Annotated in this window: 12 protein-coding genes and 1 riboswitch; of the genes, 3 read left to right on the top strand and 9 right to left on the bottom strand. The window is 49.2% G+C overall.

Features of this window, described 5'->3' with window-relative positions; translation table 11 throughout:
- Positions 1-196 precede the first annotated feature (196 nt).
- A complete protein-coding gene (locus ABLV30_RS13830; protein ID WP_047723259.1) occupies positions 197-1,540 on the bottom strand; it encodes an NCS2 family permease in 1,344 nt (447 codons plus the stop codon).
- A gap of 2 nt (positions 1,541-1,542) precedes the next feature.
- Positions 1,543-3,354, bottom strand: coding sequence for an adenine deaminase C-terminal domain-containing protein (locus ABLV30_RS13835; protein ID WP_014839035.1), 1,812 nt, complete (start codon positions 3,352-3,354; stop codon positions 1,543-1,545).
- Positions 3,355-3,474: 120 nt separating this feature from the next.
- Here ABLV30_RS13835 and ABLV30_RS13840 point away from each other — a divergent pair, with 120 nt between their 5' ends.
- Entirely contained in the window at positions 3,475-4,389 is a 915-nt protein-coding gene (locus ABLV30_RS13840; RefSeq protein WP_162557628.1) for a LysR family transcriptional regulator, read from the top strand.
- Between the two features lie 57 nt (positions 4,390-4,446).
- On the opposite strand, the gene ABLV30_RS13845 is transcribed toward ABLV30_RS13840, so the two are convergent.
- Positions 4,447-6,423 carry an alkyl sulfatase dimerization domain-containing protein gene (locus ABLV30_RS13845; RefSeq protein ID WP_148850850.1) on the bottom strand — a complete coding sequence of 659 codons (1,977 nt, stop codon included), beginning with the start codon at positions 6,421-6,423 and terminating at the stop codon, positions 4,447-4,449.
- Positions 6,424-6,655: 232 nt separating this feature from the next.
- Positions 6,656-6,751: riboswitch (TPP riboswitch) on the top strand.
- Between the two features lie 67 nt (positions 6,752-6,818).
- Between ABLV30_RS13845 and ABLV30_RS13850 the strand changes: the two genes are divergently transcribed.
- On the top strand, positions 6,819-8,120 hold the full coding sequence (locus tag ABLV30_RS13850; protein WP_049014287.1) for a tyrosine-type recombinase/integrase: 1,302 nt from the start codon (positions 6,819-6,821) through the stop codon (positions 8,118-8,120).
- A gap of 141 nt (positions 8,121-8,261) precedes the next feature.
- Positions 8,262-9,779, top strand: a complete 1,518-nt coding sequence (locus tag ABLV30_RS13855) for an SIR2 family protein (RefSeq protein ID WP_049014286.1) — start codon at positions 8,262-8,264, stop codon at positions 9,777-9,779.
- 79 nt (positions 9,780-9,858) lie between these two features.
- Here ABLV30_RS13855 and ABLV30_RS13860 read toward each other — a convergent pair whose 3' ends face one another.
- From ABLV30_RS13860 to ABLV30_RS13885, 6 genes are all read right to left on the bottom strand, one after another.
- Positions 9,859-10,986: a beta family protein gene (locus ABLV30_RS13860; protein ID WP_049014284.1), complete on the bottom strand. Its 1,128-nt coding sequence runs from the start codon at positions 10,984-10,986 to the stop codon at positions 9,859-9,861.
- Positions 10,987-11,003: 17 nt separating this feature from the next.
- Positions 11,004-12,212 (bottom strand): ImmA/IrrE family metallo-endopeptidase, encoded by a 1,209-nt coding sequence (locus tag ABLV30_RS13865; RefSeq protein WP_348865609.1) that lies wholly within the window; start codon positions 12,210-12,212, stop codon positions 11,004-11,006.
- Complete coding sequence (locus tag ABLV30_RS13870) at positions 12,213-12,473, bottom strand: type II toxin-antitoxin system HigB family toxin (protein WP_049014279.1); 261 nt, start codon at positions 12,471-12,473, stop codon at positions 12,213-12,215. It lies immediately after the preceding gene.
- Between the two features lie 314 nt (positions 12,474-12,787).
- On the bottom strand, positions 12,788-13,363 hold the full coding sequence (locus ABLV30_RS13875; RefSeq protein WP_049014278.1) for a recombinase family protein: 576 nt from the start codon (positions 13,361-13,363) through the stop codon (positions 12,788-12,790).
- A 215-nt stretch (positions 13,364-13,578) separates the two neighbouring features.
- Entirely contained in the window at positions 13,579-13,893 is a 315-nt protein-coding gene (locus tag ABLV30_RS13880) for a hypothetical protein (protein WP_046275909.1), read from the bottom strand.
- 9 nt (positions 13,894-13,902) lie between these two features.
- Positions 13,903-14,250 carry a hypothetical protein gene (locus tag ABLV30_RS13885; RefSeq protein WP_008324549.1) on the bottom strand — a complete coding sequence of 116 codons (348 nt, stop codon included), beginning with the start codon at positions 14,248-14,250 and terminating at the stop codon, positions 13,903-13,905.
- Between the last annotated feature and the right edge of the window lie 145 nt (positions 14,251-14,395).

Consider the following 14,395-nt stretch of genomic DNA (forward strand, 5'->3'; position numbering starts at 1 on the left):
AGAGAACTGGCCGGTTCTTTCTGACGGAGTAATCATACAAGCCCGGACAGGCGCGCCAGCGCCGCCTCCGGGACGGTGTCGGGGTGATGCATCGGCGCGGCTTTTTCCCGGCTCGCGCTGCGCTTAGCCGGGCTACGGATTGGTAGCCCGAACAGGCGCGCTAGCGCCGCCTCCGGGAGAACGATCGGTGCGAAGCTTAATGCTTCACCAGCGTGGCAAAGTAGTAGACCAGCGGAATCGCAAGGATCCACAGCCCGATGGGGATTTCCCGCCATTTGCCGGCAATCGTTTTAATCACCACATAAAACAGCAGCCCGCCGGCAATCCCGGTCCCGAAGCTATTGGCAATCAGCGTAATCATCACCATCATCAGCACCGGCAGGCCGTCGGTGAAGTTTGCCAGGTCCACTTTGCGCAGGCCGCTGAACATATTCAGGCCAATGAGGATCAGCGCAGGCGCGGTCGCCTCTTTCGGAATCATCAGCGCCACCGGGGTAAACAGCAGCATCAGGAGGAACATCACCGCCGCCGACAGCGCGGTTAACCCGGTTTTACCGCCGGCTTCCGCTGCCGCTGAGGATTCAATCAGCGCGGTCGCCGCCGGAATGCCCAGCCAGGGGCCAACGGCCGCGGCGATCGAGTCAACCATAAACGGGCGATTGATATGCGGCATATTGCCTTCTTCATCCAGCAGGCCCGCTTCGCCGCCTACCGCCAGCGTGGTGCCCATCGTGGAAAAGAACTCTGAGGCGAAAAAGACGAACAGGAACGGCAGGAAGGCGATATTCAGCGCGCCCAGCATATCGATTTGCCCCAGCACCGGCGTCAGCGAATGCGGCATATCGATAAAGCTGCCCGGGAGTCTGGTGACGCCCATCGGAATGCCGACCAGGGTGGCAAAGAGAATCGCCCACAGAATTGAGCCGGGGATTTTTCTCGCCTGCAGGGCAATGGCCAGAAACAGCCCGCAGAGCGCCACCAGCGCCCCCGGTGAGAGAAAATCGCCGAGCATCAGGGCGTTGGTTTTGGCGTTAGCCAGCACCAGCCCGGCGTTACGGAAACCCAGCACCGCGACAAACAGCCCAATGGAGGCCGTCAGGCCGAGCTTGATCGATTGCGGCACCGAACGGGTCACCACTTCACGCAGGCCGAACCTGGTTAGCAGGAAAAACAGAATCCCCGACCAGCAGGCGATCCCAAGACCAATCTGCCAGCCAATGCCTTCGCTGCCTGCCAGCGTGACGCCGACCAGCACCGAGCCGCCGATGCCCGGCCCGACGATAAACGGCAGGTTGGCATAAAACGCCATCAGCAGCGTGCCGCCGACGAACACCAGAATCGTGCCGGTGGTTGCCGCGCCTTTATCCATCCCGCCAACCGCCAGCAGGCCGGGGATAACCACCAGCAGGTAGGCGGCGGCGAGAAAGCCGGTGATGCCCGCGAGGCATTCGGTGCGCAGCGTGCTGCCGCGGGAATACAAGGCAAAACGGCGCTCCAGCCAGCTTCCTTGCGTGGATGAATGAAGGGTATTGTCGGCCATGCTCAGGCTCCCTGATGATTATTGTTGTGTTCTGTGTGTTCCGGGATTTCCCGGCAGTCTATCAGCGGCTCGACGATCTGGCGGGTGCTGCCGTCGGTCAAACCTAAATCGGTCAAATGCGGTCCGGCGTTACAGGCAAGGCAGGTGCCTTCGATAGCCTTAAATACGCGATAGGGCGGCTCCCAGTCGGCGACCTCCGCGCTCAGGTCGCGAAGCTGGCGGAACTGTCTGGCCAGCTCCGGAGCGGGCAAGTCGGAAAGCATTCCGGCAATCGGCATCGCCACGTGGGCAAGGATTTTTCCCTGCTGAGACAGCGCCATACCGCCGCCGGAGGCGATCAGGCGGTTTGCCGCCAGCGCCATCTCGTCGGCATCGCGGCCGAGCACCACCAGGTTGTGGGAATCGTGGGAGTAGCTGGTGGCGATGGCGCCGCGCAGCTCGCCCCAGCCTTCCAGCAGCGCAATTTGCGGCGTCGCCTGGTGACGACCGTGGCGGTGCTTAACCCAAATCAGGCTAAACCCGTCCGGGATTTGCACCCGGCCATCGCGGACCTGCACCTCAACCTCTCCCCACTGGGTAAAGCGCGCGCCGCGAATATGCCGCAGGCGGGCGACGCCGTGGCGAATCGCGCCGACGCGGAGGATAAAATCGTCAGGGCTGAGCGGCGGCATCTGCAGGGTATCGCGCGGCGGGGTAATACCCGCCGCCGGCGGAATCGACTCAAGCAGTGCGCCCTCGCGGGCAATCAGCTTCCCGGCGACGTACACCTCCCGCGCGTCGAGCTTTTCTAATGAATCAAAAACCACCAGATCGGCGCGGCGTCCGGCGGCAATCAGCCCCAGATCGTTACGTTGCAGACGGATCGCCGCGTTTAAGGTGGCGAAGCGCAGGACGTCGGTGGCCGGCAGTCCGTGCTCAATCAGCAGGTTGAGCAGGGCGATAATGCCGCCTTTTTCCAGCAGCATATCCGGCGGCACATCGTCGGTGCAGACGGTGATTTGCGAGGAGAGATGCGGCAGCGTTTTCAGCGCGGTAACGATATCCGGCAGCAGGTAAGGGTGCGAGCCGCGAATTTCGATAGTCAGCCCGGCGCGCAGTTTTTCCAGCGCATCGTCCGCCGAGGTGAGCTCGTGATCGGAGGTGACCCCGGCGGCAAGGTAGGCCTGCAGATCCGCGCCGCGCAAACCGCGGGCGTGGCCTTCGATCAGCTTGCCGCTGTTGAGACCGGCCTGGATAATCTCCTGCATCCGCTCGCTGCCGTGCAGCACGCCGTGCATATCCATCACTTCGGCGACGCCGCAAACTTCCGGCCAGGCCAGCATGGTTTCCATCTCCGCGCCGGCAAAATCGGCGCCGGACATCTCCAGTCCCGGCGTCGACGGCACGCTGGACGGCGCCGCGACCATCACCTGCAGCGGCAGATGGCGGCTGGCGGCGACGGCGTAGCGCACGCCTTCGACGCCCAGCACGTTGGCCAGCTCGTGCGGGTCCCAGAATACCGCCGTGGTGCCCTGAGCCAGGACGATTTCGGCATAGCGTTCAGGCGGCAGGTGGGAGCTTTCAAGGTGGACGTGCGTGTCCATCAGCCCCGGCGACAGGAAATATCCCGCCAGCGAGCGGCGTTCGTGGGCATCGGAGCGGCTGCCGCGCGGGTGCACGCTGGCGATGGTTTCGCCGACGATCCCGACGTCGGCCTCGCGGATCTCTCCGGTGGCCATATCGACAATCTGCGCGTCGGTTAATAAGAGATCGAACGGGGATTCGCCGCGTGCGGCCTGCACGGCGCGGCGGCGGGTTTCAGCACTGCTGGACATAACAACTCCGGCACAAGGATAATGGGGATACTCTAGGGGCAGAGCAAACGTTTGCCCAGATGAATAAATTTATCGCCCGATAACCTCGGGTTATTCTGCATGCTCACCATTGATGAAAACATGATGACTGAACCCTGGCAGCGTCTGCCCGCGCTCTCCCTTAAGCAGATCCAGTACTTTGTGACCCTGGCCCAGCTACGCCACTTCACCGACACCGCTAACCGGCTGGCTATCAGCCAGCCGGCGCTAAGCAGCGCGCTGCGGCAAATCGAGACGGTGCTCGGCGGCAAGCTGGTCAACCGTACCGCCTCGGCGGTGACCTTAACCGAGCTGGGGGCGGCGATTTTGCCCCACGCCCGACGGGTGCTGAGCGTGGCGCAGCTGGCGTTTCAGGATATGCAGCAGATAGTCGAGGCCGGCGGCGACGGTACGGTGCGTATCGGGCTGGTGCCCTCGGTGAGCTCGCTGCTGTTTCCGCTGCTGCCGCAAACGCTGGCCCAGGCGTTTCCGCGCCTGAGGGTGGAGTTTCACGATCAGACCAACGACGCCCTGTTTTGCGAGCTGCAGTCGGGAAAGATAGATTTTGCCGTTGGCGCAATAGACAGTTCGTTACCGCCTGAGCTGCAGGTTTATCCTCTGCGCGACGATCCGTTTGTGGCGGTGCTGCACTGCGACGATCCGCTGGCCGGGCAGCCGCATCTGCCGTGGAAGCTGCTCGCGGGGCGCGATATCGCGGTGTTCTCAAAGGGCAATATTCAGCGTCTGGTCGGCGCGCTGGCGGAGAGCCATCGCCTCACGCTGAATACGCGTTATCAGGTTGACTATATTGAAACGCTTTACGGCCTGGTGCGTTCCCGGCTGGCGGTGGCGATTCTGCCTGAGCTGTATACTACCCACCTTCAGGATCCGGCGTTAAAGGTGGCGCAGCTTCAGCAGCCCGCGCTGACGCGAACCGTGGCGCTGATGCGCGGGCCGCAGCCTTTGCCGCCGCTGATTGAGGAATGTTTCGCATTATTACTAAGTTCGCTGCGCTGACCGGCGCGCGTCGACTCCGGGAGGGGAACCCCGCAGCTGGCCGCCGCGGGAGCTTATTTACGGCGTCACGATATTGAACCAGAACTCAAATTTATCCATATAGCCCAGCATCTCGTCCAGCTTCGCGCCGTCGCCGGTCACTTTGACTTCACCCTTATCCTCCGCCTGTTTTAGCGTTTCCTCTTTCAGGATGATTTTGTTCAGCGTGGCGCGATCCAGCGCGATGGTAGCGTCGGCGTCTTTGGCTTCGGCATCGGCGGTGTGGTTGAGCACGCCGTTTTCCAGCTCTAGCTTATATTTACCGCCATCGTTACCAAGGTCGATATTGAATACCGCTTTGGCGGTTCCGGCTTTTTCGCCGTTGATGTGGACCGCAAGATAGTCGAAAAACATTTCCGGGGTCATGGCCCGCACGGTATCCGGGCTGGCGGTATTCGGCGTCGGGCCTTTCACGACGCCGTTGCGTAGCTCCTGCGCGCCGGTCAGGTAGAAATTACGCCACGGTCCTGATTCCGCCTGATAGCCCAGCTGTTCCAGGGCATCGGCTTCCAGATTACGCGCCTCCAGATTACCGGGATCGGCGAAGACAATTTTGCTGACTACCTGAGCTACCCAGCGATAGTTGCCCTGGTTGTAATCTTCTTTGGCTTTCTTGAGGATAGCGTCGGCGCCGCCCATATAATCAACGAACTTCTTCGCCGCTTCTTCCGGCGGCAGCTCGTCCAGCGTAGCCGGGTTGCCGTCGAACCAGCCGAGATAGAGGACGTAGGTAGCCTTCACGTCATGGCTGACGGAGCCGTAGTAGCCGCGGTTGGCCCAGGTATTGGCCAGGCTGTCCGGCAGCTTGAATTTAGCGGCGATCTCATCGCGGGTCAGGCCCTCGTTGGCCATGCGCAGAGTCTGGTCATTAATGTACCGATACAGGTCGCGCTGGCTCTTCAGCAGGTTAACCACGTTCTCATTACCCCAGGTCGGCCAGTGGTGCTGGGCCATAATGATTTCAGCCTTGTCGCCCCAGCGCACAATGGCGGCGTTGATATATTTCGACCACGGTAGCGGTTCACGAATTTTCGCCCCGCGCAGCGAGTAGGTGTTATGCAGGGTATGGGTGACATCTTCGGCGGATTCAATGAGCTTCTTCTCTTCGATATACCACAGCATTTCCGACGGTGCTTCCGAGCCCGGCGCCAGCATAAAATCGTAGGTCAGGCCGTCGATAATCTCTTTCTGGCCATCTTTCTCGATGATATTGGTGGGAGCAATCAGCGTGACGGTGCCGGCAGAGGTCGTGGTGCCGAGACCTGCGCCAACCTGGCCGGTGGCATCCGGTTTGAGCAGGTTGCCGTACATATAGCTGGCGCGACGGCTCATCACGTTACCGGCCATAATATTTTCAGCAACGGCGGCTTCCATAAAACCGGAAGGCGCGTAGATTTTGACTTTGCCGGATTTGACATCGGCTTCATCGACCACGCCGCGCACGCCGCCGTAATGGTCAACGTGGCTGTGGGTGTAGATCACCGCAACGACCGGCTTATTGCCGCGATTTTTGTAATACAGATCCATTCCGACCTTTGCGGTCTCCGCTGATACCAGCGGATCTACAACCGTGATGCCCTCTTTACCTTCAATGATGGTCATATTGGAGAGATCGAGGTTGCGGATCTGGTACACGCCTTCGGTCACTTCAAACAGGCCGCTGATATTGATGAGCTGGGATTGACGCCAGAGGCTGGGGTTGACCGTATCCGGCGCCTTTTCCCCCTCTTTAATAAAGTCGTACTGCTGCGGGTTCCAGATAACGTTGCCCTGTTCACCTTTAATCACCTCCGTAGGAAGCGCGGCAATAAAACCTTTATGCGCGTTGGTAAAGTCGGTGTTGTCGGAGAAGGGGAGCTGTTTATACAGCGCGTCGTTTGCCTGTTTGGTCGCCGCAGCGGCTTCTTTCGGCGACGTTTCGGCCCAGCTGGTCACAGGGAGAGTCGAGATAATTCCTGCCAGAGCCAGACTTTTCATAATCGGTGTTAATTTCATCGGAATCCTCATGGGTTTACGCTGATTCACTCGTTAATTTCGATATGACGTCGGGTTACATCCTGTAACGCCTCCTAAACTATAAACACGTATCTGCAAAAGTGTTTGTTTTGTTAATTATTTGATTGCTTATTGTTAATTTTGAATTGCCTTGCGCTTGTATACCTACGCCGGGCCGGCTTGCGTTGTCCCGCGACTTACCGTAACCTGCCCGCTGAGAACGTTTTTATCTCTCAATGACTCGGGGTGCCCTTCCTTGTGAAGGCTGAGAAAAACCCGTACCACCTGATCTGGATAATGCCAGCGTAGGGGGCCGAAATTCGGCCTACTTATCATGAGATTGACTCTCTTTTTGTCGGTGCGTAATGCACTTGAGGTACAAAAAGGGTGTATTCATGGGGTACAAAACTCTTCCATACACGTTTCAGCGAAACGGCAACTACTACCTGCAAATCCGGCTTTCAAATGGCAAGATGTATAAGAAATCTCTCCTCACTGACAGCTATCGTGAAGCATCTGCTTTGATGATTGGCGTTACGCCACACATTCCTTTTGTTCAATCATTAGCTACGCCGCTCCTCGTGTTCGAATCATTTTTGTCTAATCTGATTGCGTCAGAACGCAAGGCTGCGAGAAATCCATTTTTGGCCCACCAGCAGATCGCTCCTCCTGTTGAAATCGTGGAATCTCAACCGCCAGCCGAACCGGAAAAAGTGCTAACTCTCTCGGATGCGTGGACGATGTACAAAGACGAAAAGGGACGCAACTGGACGAAATCGATCTCAATGGCAAATGAGCGATACATGGAAGTGCTGTTAACGGTCTTGGGAGGGGAAACTGATGTAGCGACGATTAGCAAACAGAACATTAAACAGGTGATGGAAGTTGTTGAGAACCTCCCTAAGCGCGTTGTACAGCCTTATCGCTCAATGAGCATTCAGCAATTGATAGAATGTGACGATGTCCCAGCTGATGAACTGGTTGGGGTTGAAGCCATCCATAAACATCTAAAGCTCTACAAATCACTGTTCAAAACTTTTCTTACTGAAAGCAAAGACGTTTTGCTGAAATCGCCAACTGATGGAGTAGTGGCTGCACCATCGAAAGCAAGATTTGGCGCATACAGTACAGCCGAGATGAAAAAGTTTGTAGGGTGGGCGCTTAAGCAACCCGATAATTGGCAAAAATGGATCACGTTGTTATTGGCATACACGGGAGCGAGAAGAGGCGAGATAGGAAAGCTGGAGAAGTCACAGATTAAATTTGACGAAGATAGCCAGCGTTACTATTTCCTGATTGCTGAAGGAGGGCAGGGGAAAACTGAGAACGCTACGAGGCAGGTAGTCATCCACCCTAAGTTAATCGAATGGGGTTTCATGGAGTACGTTGATCGCCAGTGGAAAGAGCGGATTTTTTCAGAAGTGGCAGGTACAAACATGACTAAGATCGGTAAAGTCTTTGCTGATGTTCGAGATCAGTTGGGTATTCCTTATCTGGACGATTATGGACAACGGCGATTACTGCATTCCATCCGTCACTCAGTTTGTTCTACAGCTATGGCTGGATGGGTGAAAAACATCCTGCACCTGCAGCAAACAGTAGGCCATGAGAAGAGCGGAGGGATCACTAAACGATATTTACATACGTTTCCTCTATCTACAGTCTCCTATGTAGTTGATGGACTTTGCTGGGTCTAACATCGAAGACATGAGAAATCAATCGTAGGGACGCAAAGTCAGCGATGGCTACTGGGCTATCTTAGCTCATATATGTTTGTCTACATGATTGATTTGTCAAGCAGTCAAGATAGAATGTTCTGACTTATCAGAGGGGGTGACATGAATATCCGGGAATTTATAGGCCAGTATCGCAACCACCCAGTGCTTTTCATCGGAGCAGGTGTTAGTTTGAGATATCTTAACAATTCGCATACATGGGATGGATTGTTAAAGTATATTGCTTTTGAGTTGAAAGGAAATAATGAGTTTTATTTAGATATTAAAGCTGAATGCCAAGTTGATGGTAAATATAACTATTCCCTAATTGCTACTAAATTAGAAAAAGCATTTAACCAAGCATTAGGTGAAGATCGTAATGGTAAATTTAAAGACATAAATGATTATTTCTATGCTGAGATGGAACGTGAAAATAATCTGAGCAGATTTAAAATATACATTTCAAAGTTAGTAGGGAGCCTTGATTATAGAGAGAATAAAAAAGAGGAATTGGCAGAGTTAAAGAAAATCAGGAAAAATGTAGGCTCAGTTATAACTACAAACTATGATGGTCTTGTTGAAGACGTATTTAGCTTTGAACCGTTAGTAGGGAATGATATATTGTTGAGCAATCCCTATGGTTCAGTATACAAGATTCATGGCTGTATTAAAGACCCATCTAAAATCATCATAACTGAAGATGACTATGCTCATTTTGATAACAAGTATGAGTTAATTCGTGCTCAATTACTCTCAATTTTCATTCATAACCCTATTATATTCATGGGGTATGGAATTGGTGATGAAAACATAAAGAGCTTACTGAAAACTATTTTTACTTATGTCGAACCAAACTCACTTACTGCACAACGTATTAGAAATAACTTTCTCTTGGTTGAGTTTGAAAAAGATTCAGCATCACATGATATTACTGAGCATGACATTGATTTAGAAGGTTTTTCCACAATAAGAATTAATAAAATAAAGACAGATGATTTTATAGAAATATATAGATCACTATCTAACTTGAATCTACCAGTGTCTGCTATGGATATACGGAAAGTTCAAAGTATTGTTAAGGATATATATTCTGGTGTACATGATGATGGTACCAGTATAAAAGTCAATATTACAGAGGATATCGACTCTCTGAATAATAGCGATAAAATATTAGTAATAGGATCAAATAATTCTATAAAATACGAGCATAAGAACTCGTCGAATTTCATGACGGATTATTTTGATATAATTGATGAATCAAACCATCAATTGTTACAATTGATCGACAAAATAAATATAACATCTACCCAATGGTTTCCAATATATGGCTTCTGTCAGGTTTGCCATGAGCTTGCTAAGTGTGAACCGCTTAAAAATCAACAAAGAAGAAAAATCGAAGAGTATCTTGCTGGTTTGCCAATTGCTGTGCAAAATACGCATGATAATTGGGGTGATATTTATTCCGATGAATCAATAACTCGAACTAATAAAATAAATTCTATTATATGGTCAACATGGAACAATATTATTGTTCCTGATGATGTCGAAGGGCTTTTACGTTCGATGCCAGACAAAAAAGGAACAGATTATAGGCGTTTACTCTGTGTGTACGACTATAAAAAATATGGTGATCCTCATTAGCAATATAACTGTCAGTTAGTGTTGTATAACTATATGAAATAGAAGATGCCCACATCAGTGGGCATCGTCAATTTACAATTTATATTTCTTCTGCATGTTTTGCTGCTTTGATACGGTTGAATTCTAAGACTTCTTCAACAACATAGCTGATGTGATGATTAGTATCAAATCCGATCCAGTCCTGTGGCCTGCCTTTCAATTTCTTCATACTGCAATCAAGTATTTTCTCATCGCCCCATGAAAATTCCGGCCCTAAGTAATGAGACGAATTTACAATAACCTTGGCGAGGTCATAAATTTGCTCACCTTTATTGCCTTTTTGCTTAGAATGTCCTCGAGCCACAAAATATCTATTAGAAATAGTGTAACGAATTTTCCCATTTGCATGAGTTGCAATAATGTCATCTGCTGCTGAAGGATTTCGTATCCCATAATCCGCGAATATGAGGTTGTGATTACTATCTTCCATAAGTGTTTTCCAAACAACCATTTCACGGCGTTCGACATAGTCAGTAGAATCTTCATCCTTAACGGCTTCGTTAATAATCATTGGAAATGAAGCACCAGCCATCATCACAGTGCTAAATTTATATTCACTGACAATCTTAAGAAGATGTTGCAGATCTGCAAGTAATGAAACGATAGATTTTTTAGTAACATCGCCAAAATCAAGCAAAATGATGATTTGCTGGTTTGTGAGATTTAATCCCTGAATTATGCTGTCAATGCTATCTTTGAAATAATCTTCATCATAAGCATCTTCTATTGTTTCCGAGTCAATACGCAAACAAAAATATGTGTCGTCTGCAATGGATAAATTACACAACGCATTCTGATAATCAACATCATCCCATCGGTCAAATCCCACAACTGGATGAACTTTCAAGCCACTTTCTGAGAGTTTACGATACATGTAACCGTATACATGCTCTCCTGTTTCGGTATATTCATTTGGCTTCCATTCAAAATGATCAAAAAAGATTGCCGAACTTTTACATGATTTTGAAATTTCATTTGAAATCTTATCGAGATAATGTTTTTTAGGCTGGGTGGAGTCACGATAATAAGCCTGTTCACGCATTTTTTGTGTGAATTTAGGGATCTCGAAAAAAGGTGTTATCCTTTGTGAATATGCAGTTTTAAGTTTTTCTAATGCCGCAAATTCACCAGGCTTTGCTTTCAGTATAGGAACATAAGTAGGATACATATAACGGCCTCCGGAAGCTATTCGATAACTGCTGTAGATAAAATTCTACTAACCTCACCCTGACCGATGAGATCTGCAAAAAGACGGTAATTTCCTAACTCTCTTCTTAATCTTCCCGCAATGATTGCTGGTGTTATTTTTAACTCCCTTGATAAAATGTCTATGTTTTCTTTTGTTGGGGATATATAAGCATCACTTCTTTTCCAGACGGCTCTTGGTATAAATGCTTCCCTTGCCAACCTATTTGCTTCTGATTCTTTTTTATCATCCGAAGATGCATCTAAATCATCCAGAAATGTTTCTTCATTATGAACATGCTTCCAGATATGAGCGACTTCATGAAGCAAAGTAAACCAGAAATTATCAAGACGATCATATCTTAGGCTAAGGCCAATGATAGGTTGTCCATCAATATCTTTTAATGCGGCACCATCAATACGAGTACCTTTTAAACTTGGCTCTATTATAATTGCTATCCCATGTTTCTCGAGAAATTCTACCGCAAGAAGTGGGCCTTTTTCGAACCAGCTTAACTGTGCGAGATCTCGTAGAAAACTTGCCGATAACACATTTGGGTCGAAAATCCCGAGAGAGCTTTTTTTCTTCCGCGCTTGCTGCACAACTCTACTAACCCACGCATACAATGCATATTGTGTTGAAGGCGAGTAAGCATCACCAGACAATGTTCTTTTGAAAGAAAGGCTTCCGCTTTGCCAGCCTAACTGGTTTATAAAACCTTTGATAATGTCTTCAGCCGAACTTTTTAGAGCATTTCCGTTTTCAGCAATCCATCCACGGTTGATCATTTCTTTTAAGGGAAATTTGGACCAATCTACACCTTCCTCATGAGATTGATTATCATCTGAATTTATGCCTATCAGTGTATCAGTAGAAATCCCCAATCCAATGGACAAGGCTTTAATCATTGAGACTGTTAAGGGGCGCTTCCGGGAAAGAATTTCAGAAACACGGCTTCTTGTTCCCAAATAGGGAACGAGATCAACCTGTTTTAAACCCTTTTCATGCATCCTAAACAAAATTGCATCAATAGGATCAGGTGGCTCAATCGGATACTTCGAGTTTTCATAGGCTTCTACGACCGTGATTAGAAGCTCGAGTTCTTCATGCTCGTCCGAGCGAGTCGGTGGCATCATAAGCATCAAAGAATGGATTCGCTCCAGGTAGTCCTGATGCTGTTGTTCTGTCTTTATAACTTTAATACCCATTCATGTGACCTTTACAGCAATAATCAATACAGTCAACGCATTGAAATCCATGATGGTTTCAATGACCATATCACAGCCATCAACTTTGAATGTGAACATACAATTCTCAATACAAACGACTGATGGGAATCGATCTTTCACCTCATCAACGGATTTCCAACTGCATGAATCAATCTCAGATGACCATGCGGTTACCCAAACTTTAGTGGCGGAACTCTTACTTTTAAGCTGGTTCAACCGATTTCTTCCAAGCAACTTCATAATTTGTTCCTAATATGGGAACATCTTAGTGTTCTTTGATTGCTATGTCAATGTGTTCCCAAAAGTGGAACTCAATGTGTGAGGGGCTACAGTTTCTATGATAACAATAGGGTCTTTTATGTACTGAATCAATGAAATATTCATATTTATCAAACCGATCCAAGGATGGGTGTTATTGCATTCCTATCCCAAATGGATGTTTGTGAATTTATTTACATCATGGATGATAGAGGCGGAATTGATTGATGATCTACGCGTTTACTTAGACTGCTCAGCACTTTTTTCCTGCCCCCCAATTTTAAACTACACAATTTTCAAATATCGGAGAGATGACCGGATGTCTTTAATCGGTAGAAGGTGGCTTTGCTGATCGCTAACCTTTCTTGGACTGCTGCTGGTGGTAAACCTTGTGCTAACAACTCTTGTACCTGTTCAACTGTCGCTTTAATAGGTCTGCCGCAATGCTTACCTTCTGATTGTGCACGTTTTATTCCTGCTGTTCTACGTTCTGCTATCAGATCTTTTTCCAGGCTGGCAAGTCCTGCCATCATAGTCAGCATCGCTTTACCAACTGGTGTTGATAGGTCGAACCCTTCACGCAAGCTGACAACTTTCACGCCTTTTGTCTGCAACATTTCCACGGTGGAAAGAACATCAATCGTGTTACGCCCCAGGCGGTCTATAGCAATCACGATCAGCGTATCGCCTTCTCGCACATAGCTTAGTAGTTCACCAAACCCTGGACGTTCTCCTGCCTTAACTGCACCACTCACCGCTTCATCGCTGAACCAGCGAGTGACGCTATAACCAGCATCGGCAATCTGCTGCTTCTGGTTTTCAACGTTCTGGTCGCTGGTGGAAACTCGCACGTATCCGATCACAGTAGTCATGATGTTCTCTAAGTCTCAAAAAGTAGTATCAAAATAATAACTGTCTCAAAATAAAAGATCAACCTTTTGAGATAAGGCGAAACCGCATTCTGTGGTTGCGTCGATGTGGTCTTAAAAGGAGATGGTTTTGAGACTTGAAACGAGGAGTTGAATTCGTTTTGACGAGCGAAGATGAAAATGGCGTGATCACACACGCCAGTCGTTGCATGAGATGATTATTCTTTGAAGAACTGTGTGGCTGACCATCCACCATGACCACCTGGGGTAATGAAGAAAACAAACCCCTTATCGTCTACGTTCTGAATCTCAACTGTCATCGATTCTTTTAGGAGACGGCATTTACCGGAAGTGATGAGGCCCATCATACCCTGTTGGTCTTTGTCCTGGATGTAACTGATCATCTCGTAAAAGTCGGTCAGCTTCTTACAGTTAAATGTTCCTTCTTTTAGGGTGGCGGTATCTCCATGACTCAATGCATAAGCGTTCGGTATCACTGACAAAAATATGGCGGCTGCGAATAGTTTTTTCATTACCGCCCCTTATAGCTCAGAGCATTCGCTGAGGTTGTAAGTGCCTTTTCTACCGTCATCATTAACCAGATGCAGAACAAAAATGAGCGGGTTGCCGTCAATGAAAGACACGGCGACACTGCCGTTGTCGGTGCTATAGAGCTTGGCAATTTGCTTCTCCCCGATGTACGAGAGATCCCAGCTTGCGTTATTTAAACTGAAGTGCATCTGAGAACCATCAATTTCAATGCTGGATTGTGCTGTGACTGTCTTCCCATTGCTACCCAGTTGCCCTTGCTGAAGAGCTTCACATTGATAGGAGCTTGCATAAGTTGACAGAGGCAGCAGTAAGAGTGCAGCAAGAGTTATCCCCTTCATAGCGTTCCTTTTTTCGATTGGTGTTAGACATTCATCGGGAATCAGTATAAAACCATCAATTGATAAAAACGATCGGTTTATCATTTATCGATCGATAAAATTGATCAATGTTGAAACTATAATGTCTTGCACAGTTCTTCGCTAT

The organism is Klebsiella sp. CN_Kp113, assembly GCF_040064585.1.
Lineage (GTDB): Bacteria > Pseudomonadota > Gammaproteobacteria > Enterobacterales > Enterobacteriaceae > Klebsiella > Klebsiella michiganensis.

What these genes read in the sequence shown, in the direction of transcription:
- ABLV30_RS13860 (WP_049014284.1), bottom strand. Translation starts at nt 10,986, where the DNA reads ATGTATCCTACTTATGTTCCTATACTGAAAGCAAAGCCTGGTGAATTT.
- ABLV30_RS13870 (WP_049014279.1), bottom strand. Translation starts at nt 12,473, where the DNA reads ATGAAGTTGCTTGGAAGAAATCGGTTGAACCAGCTTAAAAGTAAGAGT.
- ABLV30_RS13840 (WP_162557628.1), top strand. Translation starts at nt 3,475, where the DNA reads ATGATGACTGAACCCTGGCAGCGTCTGCCCGCGCTCTCCCTTAAGCAG.
- ABLV30_RS13855 (WP_049014286.1), top strand. Translation starts at nt 8,262, where the DNA reads ATGAATATCCGGGAATTTATAGGCCAGTATCGCAACCACCCAGTGCTT.
- ABLV30_RS13850 (WP_049014287.1), top strand. Translation starts at nt 6,819, where the DNA reads ATGGGGTACAAAACTCTTCCATACACGTTTCAGCGAAACGGCAACTAC.
- ABLV30_RS13885 (WP_008324549.1), bottom strand. Translation starts at nt 14,250, where the DNA reads ATGAAGGGGATAACTCTTGCTGCACTCTTACTGCTGCCTCTGTCAACT.
- ABLV30_RS13880 (WP_046275909.1), bottom strand. Translation starts at nt 13,893, where the DNA reads ATGAAAAAACTATTCGCAGCCGCCATATTTTTGTCAGTGATACCGAAC.
- ABLV30_RS13875 (WP_049014278.1), bottom strand. Translation starts at nt 13,363, where the DNA reads ATGACTACTGTGATCGGATACGTGCGAGTTTCCACCAGCGACCAGAAC.
- ABLV30_RS13835 (WP_014839035.1), bottom strand. Translation starts at nt 3,354, where the DNA reads ATGTCCAGCAGTGCTGAAACCCGCCGCCGCGCCGTGCAGGCCGCACGC.
- ABLV30_RS13865 (WP_348865609.1), bottom strand. Translation starts at nt 12,212, where the DNA reads ATGGGTATTAAAGTTATAAAGACAGAACAACAGCATCAGGACTACCTG.
- ABLV30_RS13830 (WP_047723259.1), bottom strand. Translation starts at nt 1,540, where the DNA reads ATGGCCGACAATACCCTTCATTCATCCACGCAAGGAAGCTGGCTGGAG.
- ABLV30_RS13845 (WP_148850850.1), bottom strand. Translation starts at nt 6,423, where the DNA reads ATGAAATTAACACCGATTATGAAAAGTCTGGCTCTGGCAGGAATTATC.